The sequence below is a fragment of the Gordonia sp. McavH-238-E genome (assembly GCF_022348225.1).
Classification (GTDB): Bacteria; Actinomycetota; Actinomycetes; order Mycobacteriales; family Mycobacteriaceae; genus Gordonia; species Gordonia terrae.
In genome coordinates this window covers 59,206-72,064 of record NZ_JAKRFE010000008.1, presented here as the reverse complement: position 1 = coordinate 72,064, position 12,859 = coordinate 59,206, and the positions used below count along the sequence as shown (strand labels likewise).

Here is a 12,859-nt window from a genome sequence, read left to right as displayed (position 1 = left end):
TGCCCCGTCACATCTGCAGGCGGACGGCGTCGTCCTCGCCGAACTGGTCTTCCAGCACCTCGGGGGAGTAGTCGAGGTCGATCTCGGCGACCGGGCGTCCCCGGGCGGACTCGATGGCCGAGAGCCGACGCTGGGCGCGGTCGGCCGCATAGGCGAGGAACTCGTCGTTGTCGAGGCCGAAGGGTTGGACCTCGAACTGCTGGTTGACCCACTCGATCATGCCCAGCGCGAGCGGCAGCAGTTCGTTCATGCGTTCGCCGACGGCGTCCCACAGCGAGTCGTCGGCCGCGACGTGCCGGCGACACGTGAAGGTTCCCCACGCCATGTGCCGCCGCTCGTCGTCGCCGATGAACCGGATCAGCTTCTGCATCCCCGGGAAGATCCCGTGCCTGGTGCACACCTTCTGCCACGCGTGGTAGCCGGTCAGCGCCAGGCTGCCCTCGATCACGTGGTTGTAGGTGACGCTGGCGCGGATCTGGTTCCGGGGCGACGGGTCGTGGTCGAGGACGTGCAGGGACGCGGGCAGCTCTTCGTAGAACAGCTGGCGATAGTAGGGATTCGCGCTGACGAAGCTCTGGAGGTCGCCGGTGAGGCCGACCGCGTCCATCCACCGCCGGAACACTTGGGTGTGCTTGGCCTCTTCGAAGCAGAACTGCGACAGGTACATCTCGTCGCCGAACCGGCCCTCGGTCGCCATCGCCTTCATGAACGGCTGGATGTCCTGGGTGACCGCCTCCTCGCCGGCGATGAACTGACTCACCAGGTAGGTGGCGCTCCGGCGCTGCTCGTCGGTGAGCTCGGCCCAGTCCTGTGCGTCCTGCGAGAAGTCGATGGCGATCGGATCCCAGAACCGAGCATTGCCTTTCACGAAGAGCCGCAACGGAAACGAGTCCCAGTTGAGACCGCCCTGTCGCAATGACGAGAAGTCGGCCCGGCCCTCCGCTTTGTGTTCGATGAGAGTCATGAGATCACCAGCCAGACACTTCGGAAGTGGAGTACCCCGACGCTAACCCCTTCCTCGATCCGGAGATACGAGATCGACCAACTCTGTTGTCGCGGACTGGGTTCCGGCCTGACGCCGATCGGTGGGCGATGCCGTCATCGTCGAACCCGGTGGCGTCGGCTGGGCGGCCGACGCCGTCGACCGTGCGGCCTGGCTCGTCGGGTGTGCGGTCGTAATCGAGACTGTCCGGAGCTTGGGTCGACGACCGCCCGAACCCGGCCTGGAACGTCACCGCAATCCTGTGCCAGGGATCGCGTGAAACGCCTGCGAGAGTGTCGGCGGTGGACCACCATGTGACCTACGTCGCATAAGCAGACGGCGATATCTGACGCCCCGGTGCCGGGGCAGCACGAGCGAGGAGCACGAATGAAGACCAAAGGTGCAGTTCTGCGCAATCCGGGCGAAGAGTGGAAGATCGAGGAGTTCGAGCTCGGCGATCCGGTGGCGGGCGAAGTCCAGGTCAAACTCGTCAGCTCGGGTTTGTGCCACTCGGATCACCACCTGCGGACCGGCGACAGCCCGGCGCCGATGCCGGTACTCGGCGGTCACGAGGGCGCCGGAGTCGTGACCAAGGTGGGTCCCGGTGTCACCCGCCTCAAGGAGGGCGACCACGTCGTCACCGCGTTCATCCCGGCCTGCGGAACATGCGAGCCGTGCTCGCGCGGTCAGCAGAACATCTGCGACGAGGGTGCTCGCCTGCTGACCGGTCTGTCCATCGCCGACGACACCAACCGCGCGTACACGCACGACGGGGTACCCCTCGTGCAGATGTGCATGCTCGGGACATTCGCGCCCTACATCACTGTCAATCAGGCGTCGCTGGTCAAGATCGAAGACGACATCCCGCTGCAGGCGGCCGCGCTGCTCGGTTGCGGTGTCGCTACCGGTTGGGGTTCGGCCGTCGAGATCGGTGGCACCCACGCCGGTGACACCGTGGTGGTCGTCGGCATCGGTGGTGTCGGCATCAACTCGATCCAGGGTGCGGCCGCCGCCGGCGCACGCAACGTCATCGCCGTCGATCCGGTGCCGTTCAAGTTGCAGATGGCCGAAAAGCTGGGTGCGACACACACGTTCCCGTCGATGGAGGCCGCGCTCGAGGCGATCGGCGACATCACGTGGGGCAAGATGGCCAACACCACGATCCTCACCGTGGGCGAGATCGACGGTTCGATGATCGCTCCCGCCCTCGCCCTCACAGGTAAGGCCGGGCAGGTCGTCGTGGTCGGTATGGGCAACTTCCAGTCGATGGACGCCCAGATGAACCTCTTCGACCTCACCCTCATGCAGAAGCGCGTGCAGGGTGCGATCTTCGGCGGAGCGAGCCCCCGCACCCAGGTTCCGGCGCTGCTCAACGAATACCGCGCCGGCAAGCTCAATCTCGACGATCTGGTGACCAAGACCTACCGTCTCGATCAGATCAACGAGGCGTACGACGACATGCTGGCGGGCAACAACATCCGCGGCATGATCGTCTACGGCGACGACGACTACTGAGTCTTATCGATCACCAGGCCGAGCGGCCTTCGAGGCCCGTCCTCGGTTCACGCGCGACGTCAGGTCACCGTCCGGTGGCCTGACGTCGCGCGTTGATCAGCAGGTTGAGGAACCGCAGTCCCAACCCGAGCAGCACCAGCGTGCTCGCCATCTGGATCGACACCGCAACCCGGGCCCCCTGCGAATCCGGTGCGATGTCCCCGAATCCCGTCGTGGTGAACACCGTGAGACAGAAGTACAGGGCGTCGATGCGGGTCAGGGACTCGTTGAAACTCCCGGTGTCGTACTCGGAGAACAGGAAATAGGTCGTGGCAAAGGCGACGATGTAGAAGCTCGCCAATGCCACGAGCATCTCCATGGCGGTCGCGACCGGCCGGTCCGAGTGACTGAACCGGCGAACCTCCCAGACACAGAACGACATCAACAGCAGGGCGCCGACCACCAGGCCGAGCGAGTTGATGTCACTGTCCTTGTTGATGGGTAGCAGGAAGTACCCCGCCAGAAGGACGATGGCCGCGCCGATCGGTCGCAGCAGGGCGATGGTGAGGTCGCGTCCCCGGACCAGACCGAGTGACGCAGCGGTACCCGGCGGCTTCTCCTCGCGCGGACCGGCGCCGCCGGGCACCTCGCTCACCAGATCCGCACGCGCTCGGCCGGGTCCAGATACAGAGCGTCTCCGGGTTCGACGTCGAAGGCATCGTGGAACGCGTCCATGTTGCGGATGACGCCGTTGCACCGGAACTCCGGCGGCGAGTGCGGGTCGATGGACAGGCGTCGGATCGCCTCGGCGTCGCGGGTCTTGGTCCGCCAGATCTGCGCCCAGCTGTAGAACACGCGCTGCGTCCCGGTCAGGCCGTCGATGACCGGTGGCTCGGAGCCGGCGCCGGAGCCATCGGGCCCGCTCGCTTCGCTCCCGGCGCCCTCGGTCGCGATCTGGTACGCGACGAGAGCGATCGACAACCCGCCGAGGTCGCCGATGTTCTCACCGATGGTGAAGTCGCCGTTGACCTTGTGTTCGGGGTCGAGTCCGGTAGGGGTGAACTCGCTGTACTGATCGATGAGTTTACGTGTCCGCGAGGAGAACTCGGATCGGTCGGTGTCGGTCCACCAGTCGACGAGGTTGCCGTCGCCGTCGTACTTGGCGCCCTGATCGTCGAACCCGTGTCCGATCTCGTGACCGATGACCGCACCGATGCCCCCGTAGTTGACCGCGTCGTCGGCGTCGGGGTCGAAGAAGGGCGGCTGGAGGATCGCGGCGGGGAACACGATCTCGTTCATGCCGGGGTTGTAGTACGCGTTGACCGTCTGCGGAGTCATGAACCATTCGTCGCGGTCGACCGGCGAACCGATCTTGGCGAACTCGCGATCCTGCTCGAACGACGAGGCGCGCGCCACGTTCCCGATGAGGTCACCACGGTCCACGCTGAGCGAGCTGTAGTCCCGCCACTTGGCCGGGTAGCCGATCTTCGGGTTGAACTTGCCGAGTTTGACGAGGGCCTTCTCCCGGGTCTCCGGGGTCATCCACGGCAGGTCGGAGATGTTGCGGCGGTAGGCCTCCACCAGGTTGGCGATCAGTTCGTCCATCCGAGCCTTGGCCTCGGGCGGGAAGTGCTTGGCCACATAGAGTTTGCCGACCGCAAAGCCCATCGCGCCCTCGACGAAGCCGACACCGCGCTTCCACCGGTCCCGGTTCGTCTCCGCACCGGTGAGGGTGCGGCCGTAGAAGTCGAAGTTCTCGTCGACGAACGGCGACGACAGGTACGGCGCCGCCGAGCGCAGCAGGCGCCACGTCAGCCAGGTCTTCCACTCGTCCAGCGGGCGGCTGGTGACGAGCTCGCCGACGCCCGACACGAAGGACGGCTGCGCGACGACGACCTCGGCAAAGGTGGCATCGCCGCTGGTGCCCAGCCCGCCGAACCACTCGGAGAAGGGGAATCCATCTGCGGTGGACGCCAATTCGTTCAGCGACATGAGGTTGTAGGTCAGCTCGGCATCGCGGCGTCGAACCACATCCCAGTGCCGGCCGGCGATGGCTGTCTCGAGGTCGAGGATCACTGCTGCCCGAGCGGCCGCGTCGTCGAACCCGGCCAGCGCGAACATGCGCTCGACGTGCGCGACATACGCCGTCCTGGTCTCGGCGTGCTTGTCCTCCCGGTAATAGGACTCGTCGGGAAGTCCGAGACCGGACTGTGTCAGGTGCACGAGGTAACGGTCGGACTGCTTCGCGTCGGTGTCCACGTAGTAGCCGAACAGACCACCCGTGCCGTGCCGCTGGAGCCGGCCGATCCGCCGGGCGAGTGCCTCGATGGAGTCGATGGCGGCGATCTTCTCGAGTTCGCCGGTGATCGGGCCGATCCCGAGGGCCTCGATGTGGTCGGTGTCCATGAACGAGGCGTACAGATCGCCGATCTTCTGCGCGTCGGAGCCGCTCTCGGGGCTCGACGCGGCGCACTCGGTGATGATGTCGCGCACGTGCTCTTCGGAGTTGTCGCGGAGGACGTGGAAGGCGCCGTCGACCGAACGGTCCTCGGGGATGACATGCGACTCGAGCCACTTACCGTTCACATGGGCGAACAGATCGTCCTGGATGCGGACGGAATCGTCGACCCACTCGAGGTCGAGTCCGGAGTTGAGGTCAGTATTCGATGCAGTCACGCGCTCCATCCTGTCACCGGATCGGCGATTCGTCAGCCGCCTCCGCCGTGGGCGAAACCCGCCGGCGTCGTCTCCGCAGACTCGGCGATCGCGGGTACGAATCCGCCTACGCTGAACCCATGGAGTCAACCTTCGACGTCGTCGTGATCGGTGGCGGTCCGGTGGGCGAGAACGTCGCCGACTACGCGATCCGGGGCAGTGATCGAACCGCTGTCGTCATCGAGCACGAACTCATGGGCGGTGAGTGCTCGTACTGGGCGTGTATGCCGAGCAAGGCGCTGCTGGGTCCGGGGTCGGCGCTCGAGGAGGCTCGTGCCCTGGCGGGCGCGCGTGAACGTGTGAGCGGGGAACTGCCCGATGCCGCCGGCGTCCTCGGGTGGCGCGACACCGTGACCGGGCGCCGGGAGGGACCCGGTGACACGCACGACGACTCCGGTCAGGTGCGGTGGGCGGAAGGTGCGGGTATCGACGTGATCCGCGGACACGGGCGGATCACGGGGGAGCGCCAGGTGACCGTCGGTGACACGGTGTTGACGGCGCGCGAGGCAGTGGTCGTCGCAACCGGCAGCACGGCGTCGATCCCGCCGACGCCGGGTCTGGCGGACGCGCTCCCCTGGACGTCCCGCGACGCGACGAATCTCGTCGACGTACCGGATCGCGTCCTGGTCCTCGGCGGCGGCGTGGTGGCCTGCGAGGCGGTGACCTGGTTGCTCGATCTCGGGGTGCGTGAGGTCGTGATGGCCATCCGGGGTGACCGGCTGCTGCCCAAGATGGAGTCGTTCGTCCCGCAGCTGATCGCGGAGTCGTTCACCCGTCGCGGCGTCGACATCCGGTTCGGCACGACGATCCAGTCCGTCGATCGGCCCGACGTCGCCGACACGGGCTACGGACGCATCCACGGCGGGCCCGCGACCGTCGACCTGGCCGGGGACGGGGCCGGCAGGATCGTCGTCGACGAGATCCTGGTGGCCGCGGGACGCTCGCCCGCGACGCGGGATCTGGGTCTAGAGTCGGTGGGTCTCGAGGCGGGCGGCCCGCTCCGCGTCGACGACCACCTGACGGTGGCGGACCATCCGTGGCTCTACGCGGTGGGAGATGTGAACGGCCGTAATGCGTTGACGCACATGGGCAAGTACCAGGCGCGGGTGGCCGGCGACGTGATCGCCGCGCGCGCGGAGGGCCGCGGCCTCGACGGCCCACGGTTCGCCGCGGCCTCGGACCATGGCGCGGTTCCGCAGGTGGTGTTCACCCGGCCGGAGATCGCAGCGGTCGGCCTGACCGAGAGACAGGCGAAGGATGCCGGGGTCGACGTGCGGGTCGCCGACGGGGACATCTCGGTCGCGGGGTCGTATCTGACCGATCCGGAGTACTCGGGCCACGCCCGTCTCGTCGTCGACGCGAGCCGCGACGTCCTCGTGGGGGCGACGTTCGTGGGGCCGCAGACAGCGGAACTCGTGCATTCGGCGACCGTGGCGATCGTCGGTGAGGTCCCGCTGTCGCGGCTGTGGCACGCGGTCCCGTCGTATCCGACGATCAGTGAGGTGTGGCTGCGGCTGCTCGATCAGCTGCGATGAACCGCGGCCCGGTGGGCTGAGGCCGGGGCCCGATCCGCGGGTCAGAAGCTCAGTCGCCGGATCTTGTCCGGCCGGATGACGATCCGCACCCAGTCATCGGCGAGGATCTCGGCGAGATCCTGGGCGCGGGTGGGGTCGTCGAGGTCCCAGTAGCGCTCGGCGAGTCGGGTCGCGAGGTCGCGTGCGGCGTCGCCGTCGGTCTCGACCCGCGCCGGACCGGCTATGGCGATCCAGCGTTCGCGCTCGTCGGCCGGTGTGGCGACCACGATCGAGGCGCGCGGGTCGGAGGCGAGTCGGCGGACCTTGAGCGAATCGGGACCGGTGAAGAGCTGGACCTCGCCCTCTGATGTCGCCTCGAACCAGACGGGGCGGGGCTGCGGGGGAGTCGGGCCGGTGGCCGTCGAGAAGAAGCCGAGGAGGGGGCGGGCCAGGAACTCGAGGTCGTCGGTGCCGAGGGTGTCCGAGGAGATCGCAGTGGTGTCGCTCGTGGTCGGTACAACCCGCGCGGCGGCCGATCATTCCATGCCCGCGAGGGCATTGGTCTGACCACTTGACCACCAGGCCTGCGGCGGTCTACGGTCGGCGCATGCCGTTCGAGCCCGTGTCCCAGCAGAGCGCCCCCGAGATCGTCTTCGACCAGATCGTCGAAGGTGTCCTGTCCGGTGATCTGCCGGCGGGTGAGGCTCTGCCCAGCGAACGCGAGTTGGCGCGCATCCTCGGTGTGTCGCGGCCCACCGTGCGGGAAGCGTTGAAGCGGGTGGCAGCCGCAGGCCTGGTCTCCATCCGCCAGGGCGATGGCGCACGGGTCCAGGACATCGCACGCACGGGCGGTCTCGATCTGTTGCCGCGCTTGCTCATCCGGGGCGGTGCGCTTGTGCCGAGCGTTGCGCGCTCGATCGTCGAGGCGCGCGCGGCGGTGGGGCCGGACGTCGCGGGTCTCGCCGCGAAGCGGGCGACAAGCGACCACATCGAGAGGCTGTCGTCGGTGCTCGCCGACCTCGCCGTCGAACCGGACCCGGTCGCCCAACAGGTCGTCGCACTCGAATTCTGGAGCACGGTCGTCGACGCGGCCGACTCCATCGCCTTCCGTCTCATGTACAACTCGCTCCGCGCCGCGTACGAGCCTGCGGTTCCCGCGCTCGCATCGATGCTGGAGCCGGAGGTGGGGAACATCGAGGGCTATCGAGCGGTCGTCGATGCGGTCGGTACACACGATCCCGAACGCGCGGCGACCGCCGCTCGTGAACTGCTCGCTCCCGCGACGGCGTCCCTACTCGACCTCTGCCGGGCGCTCGAAGACGCCGAATCCGTTCCCGGAGAGGAGAGCTGATGTCTGCCGACGACATCGACGCCACCGCCCGCAGGCAGGTCGCCGCCGAAGAACGACGCATGCGGTCCCGCAAATCGACGACCCTGCGCGGCGCATTCGCCGAGTTCCTGCGACACCCATCGCCCTGGATGATCGCCGCATTCTTCCTGACCTCGCTCGCGGCGCGGTTGTGGTTGAGCGGCTGGGGTATTGCCGACCTACTGGTCCCCGTCGTGATGATCGCGACCTTCCCGCTGGCGGAATGGCTGATCCACGTCTTCGTGTTGCACTGGCGGCCGAAGCGGTGGGGTCCCATCACCATCGATCCCCTGGTCGCGCGGAAGCATCGGGAACATCACGCGAACCCCCGGAACATCCCGCTGGTGTTCATTCCGTGGCAGGTGCTGGTCACGGTCGTCCTCGCGGCTGTCGCGGTGGGGCTCGTCGTATTCGCCAGTGCAGAACGGGGTCTCACGTTCATGGTGACGCTCGCGGCGATCGGACTGGTCTATGAATGGACGCACTATCTGATCCACTCCGACTACCGGCCGCGCCACGCCTACTATCGCCGGCTGTGGCGGAATCATCGCTTCCACCACTACCGCAACGAACACTACTGGTTCGCGGTCACCACGGCAGGCACCGCGGACCGGTTGTTGCACACCTATCCCGACCCCGAGACGGTCGAGAAGTCCCCCACCGCAAAAGATCTACATGCGCTGACGCAGTCGGGGGACTGACCGGGGAACTCCGTCAGGTTGCGTTTTGTCCCGGTAACCGGGACAAAGCGCAACCTGATCCGGGAGACTTTCGCGCATGCGGGTATTCGTGACCGGCGGTACGGGGGCCATCGGGGGATACGCGGCGCCCGCAATGATCGCCGCCGGACACGACGTGCGCGCCCTCGTGCGAACGGATGCCGCCGCGTCCGCATTGCGTGCTCACGGCGCCACCCCGGTTCGGGTGTCGTTGTTCGATCGTGACGGCCTCGCCGAGAGCTTCGACCACTGCGCCGCGGTGGTCAATCTCGCTTCGGCGCTCCCGGGTACGGCGTCGTTCGTCCGGCTGTCGGCCTGGACGGACTGCCACCGCATCCGACGGGAGGGATCGGCAGCGGTGGTCGATGCGGCCATCGCCGCCGGCGTGCCGCGAGTGCTGCAGGAGTCGGTTGTCATGGTGTACACCGGTTCCGGGGACCGGTGGATCGACGAGGAATCGCCCGTCGATCACTATCCGATCGCGACCGGCAATCATGCCGCCGAGGCGTCGGCCCATCGCTTCACCGATTCCGGTGGCTCCGGCGTCGTGCTCCGGTTCGGACTGTTCTACGGTGCCGGCGCCGCTCACAGCGAACAACTGATGTCGCTCGCGCGGCGTCGGGTCGGCTTCCGGCGGGCCGGCCCGATGCCTACGTCTCCTCGATCCATCTCGCCGATGCGGCCGCAGCCGTGGTGTCTGCGCTCCACGTCGATTCCGGCACCTACAACATCGTCGACGATCTACCGGTCACCAAGCGGAACCACACGGCTGCCCTGGCCGGCGCGGTCGGCAGGCATCCCGTGGTGACCGGACCCGGTCGTGCTGCACTGCTGCTCGGCGAGCGCACCACGTCGCTGACCCGATCGCTCCGGGTGTCCAACAAGCGGTTTCGGTCAGCCGGTGGATGGCAGCCGCACTATCACTCGGTGTGGGAGGGGTACGCGCAGATGGCGCGCCGGCTCGGCGGCGGGTCGAGCTGATCAGCCGGCGCTAGCCACCGCCCAACCCGGCAGCCATCGACCACATCAGCACCTCGGCGTCGGTGTCGGCGGTGATCGAGAACGGCTCCGCGTCGGCGCCCCGCACGGCGTCACCCGGACCGAGTACACCGATCTCGTCGATGCCGACCTGTCCGTCCACGACGAACAGATGGGTGAACCGGCAACCGGGCACCTCGACGGTCTCGCCCGACCGGAGTCGAGCCGCGTACAGGGTGGCGCCCGAGTTGGCGACGGAGATCGCCGGGTTGCGGCCCGGGTCGCCGGACGCGATCGGTACGAGACCACCGGCGGCGAGACGCTCGCGGACGTCGGCCTGCTCATACGAGGGAGCGAGGCCGTGGCGGTCGGGCATCAACCACATCTGGACGTACCGGACGGGCTCGCTGCCGGAACCGGCGAGATCGGGCCAGGCGTCGTTGCGCTCGGAGTGCTCCACCCCGGTACCCGCGCTCATCCGTTGGACCAGGCCGGGGTAGAGGACCCCGGAGTGCCCCGCCGAGTCGCGGTGGACCAGCGTCCCCGAGACCACCCAGGTCACGATCTCGCTCTCCTGATGGGAGTGCAGGTCGAAGCCCGCGCCCGGCGCGACGACCTCGTCGTTGACCGCCAGCAATGCGCCGAAATGGGTGTTCGACGGGTCGTAGTTGTCGCCGAACGAGAAGCAGTGCCGCGAGGTCAGCCAGTCGGTGGCGGTGACGGCACGATCGTCACTGCGGAACACGGTGAAAACCATGTATTCATTGTCGCAGTCCGGCAAGCTGAGGACGGTCGGGGACGACCGGGTCCGGCGGTGTCGATGCCGAAGCCGGACGACGATCTCGCACGTTCGCGAAGTGTCAAAGGTCCCGGCGACGAGATGAGTTCGTGACCGGCTTGATCCCCGAATGGAAGCTCGCGGCGTCGATTTCGAGTGTTACACGAGTGAAAATTGGTGTCATGAAGATCTGGGTCAAGCGCGCGACGTCAGCCGCTTGCGCCGCGGTCACGTGCGCGGTCATGGTGAGTTCCTGTGGATTCGCCGGTTCGTCGGACACGGGTGCCGCTGCCGCCATCGATGCATTCGCCGCCGCACTGAGCCGTCAGGACGCCGGCGGGGCCGCGACGTTCACCACCGCGCCGGGACAGGCCGGTGACAGTCTCACCACCACTTTGAAACAGATGTCCGCTCAGCGGGTCGACGTCGACGTCGAGAACCCCGTCGAATACAGCGACGGGACGGCCACGTTCTCGGTCACCACCACCTGGAACTGGGACAAGGGCCGCGAGTACGAGTCGACCAGCGGCGGCACCGCGCGCAAACTCTCATCGGGCTGGAAGGTCACCTGGGACCCCGCGATCCTGCATGCCGGACTCACCGCCGGTGGCACCCTCCGCGAGATCCGCACCGATGCGAAGCCGGCGCCGACCGTGCGCAGCCGTTCCGGCAAGGTCTTCATGTACGCCCAGCCGGTCAACGAGATCGTCCTCGACCCCACCCGCACCGCCGATCTGAACGCCTCGGTGCGGGCGCTGGCCGGGGTGATCGCACCCATCGCCCCGATGATCACCGGGCAGGTGATCCGCGAGAAGCTCGACGCGACCCCCGGCAAGGCGATCACCGCGGTCGGACTGCGTGACTCCGACATGGAGGTCCTCGCGGGTGACCCGCGGCGCGTACCCGGCGTCACGGTCAATCGGTCCGACCAGCTCGTGATGGCCGACCGGCGGCTCTCCTCGCCCCTCGAGTACGGACTGACCAACTACTGGCAGGCCATCCGCGATGCCACCGCCGGGTGGCAGGTCGAGATGCTGGGTCCGGGGGCGGCACCCCGCAAACTGGCGGGCGAGCAGGGGCCGCCCGGGCCGGACGTGCCGACGACCGTCGATCAGGGCATCCAGCTGACCCTGGGCGATGCGGCCGTCGAGGTGGGCCAGCCGGCGACCATCCTGACCCTCGACGCGCAGACCGGCGCGATCCTCGGGATGGCGCAGAACTCGTACGCGATCGACAGCGGTGTCGACATCGACCGCCCGTATCCGGTCGGTACGACGCTCAACCCGGTCTTCGACGCGATCGGGCGAGCCGCGGGGCCGCAGCACGAGCGCGGCGACGAACTCCTCGATCGGCTCGGACTCGGCGTCCAGTTCACGGTGCCGGGCGCAAGCGTTCCCACCCCGGATCGTCCCGGTATCGCGACCATCGACTTCCGGCCCGGTCAGAGCATGATGTCGATGACGAACATGGCCGCCTTCGGTGTCGCCATGGCGCGCAGCGCCGCCGGCCAGACGTCCTCGGTACCGCCGTTCGTACTGAAGAACGTGCCCACGAAGGTCTCCGGAGGCGACCTCGGCGGCCTCGACCCGGCCGTCGTCCGGCCGGTTCTCCAGGCGATGACCTCGACGGCCGCCACCGGTGATGCCAGTGACCTGACCCGGGCCCCGGGACTGCGCGCCCTGGTGGGCACCAACGGTCCGGAGGGGCCGGGATGGTTCGTGGGTCTGCAGGGCGGCCAGGTCGTCGTGATCTACACCGAGGGACCGAAGTCGGGGACCGCCGCGCTCCAGGTCGCGCAGAAGTACTTCACGATCAAGTAGCTCCCCGCCAGGTCAGGGGTCGGTCAGGCGGCGGCGCGCCGACCCAGCACGGCGAAGACGGCTCGCCAGCCGAGCAGGAAGGCGGCGAGCACCACGGCCGCGACGATCACGAAACTGACCGCCACCCCCTGGCTGAGGATGAACCGCAGGATCATCGCGACGGTCACCGTGCAGAACCAGACGACGAGGCCGACCGGGACGACCCGGTCCGGACGGTAGTCGTGCCCGAAGAAATCGCTCGACCGCACGTGCGCATAGACGTAGGTGATCGACCAACCGGCCGCGCAACCCGCCAGGAACGGCCACAGCGTGTGCAGCACCGAGGTCAGCACATACCCCTCTTCGTGGCTGGCCCGGCCGATCAGGACGAAGACCGCGATCGCCACGGCGTCGAACAGGGCTGCGACGGGAGCCGTCGCCGTTCCGCGCGCAGGCGAGGTCCCCGTCTCCGCCGTGTCGGAGCCCCGATCCGTCTTCGAGCTCAGCATGG

Annotated in this window: 11 protein-coding genes and 1 pseudogene; 6 read left to right on the top strand and 6 right to left on the bottom strand. The window is 67.8% G+C overall.

What is annotated here, in order from left to right; translation table 11 throughout:
• Positions 1–7: 7 nt before the first annotated feature.
• Positions 8–964: a R2-like ligand-binding oxidase gene (locus MHN80_RS13600; RefSeq protein ID WP_101820745.1), complete on the bottom strand. Its 957-nt coding sequence runs from the start codon at positions 962–964 to the stop codon at positions 8–10.
• Positions 965–1,369: 405 nt separating this feature from the next.
• Here MHN80_RS13600 and MHN80_RS13595 point away from each other — a divergent pair, with 405 nt between their 5' ends.
• Positions 1,370–2,497 carry an NDMA-dependent alcohol dehydrogenase gene (locus tag MHN80_RS13595; RefSeq protein WP_101820746.1) on the top strand — a complete coding sequence of 376 codons (1,128 nt, stop codon included), beginning with the start codon at positions 1,370–1,372 and terminating at the stop codon, positions 2,495–2,497.
• A gap of 64 nt (positions 2,498–2,561) precedes the next feature.
• Here the strand turns inward: MHN80_RS13595 and MHN80_RS13590 are convergent, their stop codons facing one another.
• Together MHN80_RS13590 and MHN80_RS13585 are read right to left on the bottom strand one after the other, a co-directional pair.
• Complete coding sequence (locus tag MHN80_RS13590) at positions 2,562–3,131, bottom strand: potassium channel family protein (protein WP_101820747.1); 570 nt, start codon at positions 3,129–3,131, stop codon at positions 2,562–2,564.
• A complete protein-coding gene (locus MHN80_RS13585; RefSeq protein WP_239402269.1) occupies positions 3,128–5,161 on the bottom strand; it encodes a M13 family metallopeptidase in 2,034 nt (677 codons plus the stop codon). The genes MHN80_RS13590 and MHN80_RS13585 overlap by 4 nt, the downstream gene beginning before the upstream one ends.
• A gap of 110 nt (positions 5,162–5,271) precedes the next feature.
• On the opposite strand from MHN80_RS13585, the gene MHN80_RS13580 reads away from it, so the two are divergent.
• A complete protein-coding gene (locus tag MHN80_RS13580; RefSeq protein ID WP_239402267.1) occupies positions 5,272–6,726 on the top strand; it encodes an NAD(P)/FAD-dependent oxidoreductase in 1,455 nt (484 codons plus the stop codon).
• A gap of 41 nt (positions 6,727–6,767) precedes the next feature.
• Here the strand turns inward: MHN80_RS13580 and MHN80_RS13575 are convergent, their stop codons facing one another.
• Positions 6,768–7,196 carry a pyridoxamine 5'-phosphate oxidase family protein gene (locus MHN80_RS13575; protein WP_239402475.1) on the bottom strand — a complete coding sequence of 143 codons (429 nt, stop codon included), beginning with the start codon at positions 7,194–7,196 and terminating at the stop codon, positions 6,768–6,770.
• Between the two features lie 116 nt (positions 7,197–7,312).
• Between MHN80_RS13575 and MHN80_RS13570 the strand changes: the two genes are divergently transcribed.
• From MHN80_RS13570 to MHN80_RS13560, 3 genes and pseudogenes are all read left to right on the top strand, one after another.
• Positions 7,313–8,056 carry a FadR/GntR family transcriptional regulator gene (locus tag MHN80_RS13570; RefSeq protein ID WP_137809611.1) on the top strand — a complete coding sequence of 248 codons (744 nt, stop codon included), beginning with the start codon at positions 7,313–7,315 and terminating at the stop codon, positions 8,054–8,056.
• The gene (locus tag MHN80_RS13565) at positions 8,056–8,775 is read left to right on the top strand and encodes a sterol desaturase family protein (protein WP_137809612.1); all 720 of its coding nucleotides are present in this window, start codon (positions 8,056–8,058) and stop codon (positions 8,773–8,775) included. The genes MHN80_RS13570 and MHN80_RS13565 overlap by 1 nt, the downstream gene beginning before the upstream one ends.
• A gap of 76 nt (positions 8,776–8,851) precedes the next feature.
• Positions 8,852–9,774 (top strand): annotated as a pseudogene (locus MHN80_RS13560) (NAD-dependent epimerase/dehydratase family protein).
• Between the two features lie 10 nt (positions 9,775–9,784).
• Here MHN80_RS13560 and MHN80_RS13555 read toward each other — a convergent pair.
• Positions 9,785–10,528, bottom strand: coding sequence for a pirin-like bicupin family protein (locus MHN80_RS13555; protein ID WP_239402265.1), 744 nt, complete (start codon positions 10,526–10,528; stop codon positions 9,785–9,787).
• A 203-nt stretch (positions 10,529–10,731) separates the two neighbouring features.
• Here MHN80_RS13555 and MHN80_RS13550 point away from each other — a divergent pair, with 203 nt between their 5' ends.
• A complete protein-coding gene (locus tag MHN80_RS13550; RefSeq protein WP_239402264.1) occupies positions 10,732–12,369 on the top strand; it encodes an NTF2-like N-terminal transpeptidase domain-containing protein in 1,638 nt (545 codons plus the stop codon).
• A 23-nt stretch (positions 12,370–12,392) separates the two neighbouring features.
• Here MHN80_RS13550 and MHN80_RS13545 read toward each other — a convergent pair whose 3' ends face one another.
• A complete protein-coding gene (locus tag MHN80_RS13545; RefSeq protein ID WP_004023770.1) occupies positions 12,393–12,857 on the bottom strand; it encodes a DUF3054 domain-containing protein in 465 nt (154 codons plus the stop codon).
• Between the last annotated feature and the right edge of the window lie 2 nt (positions 12,858–12,859).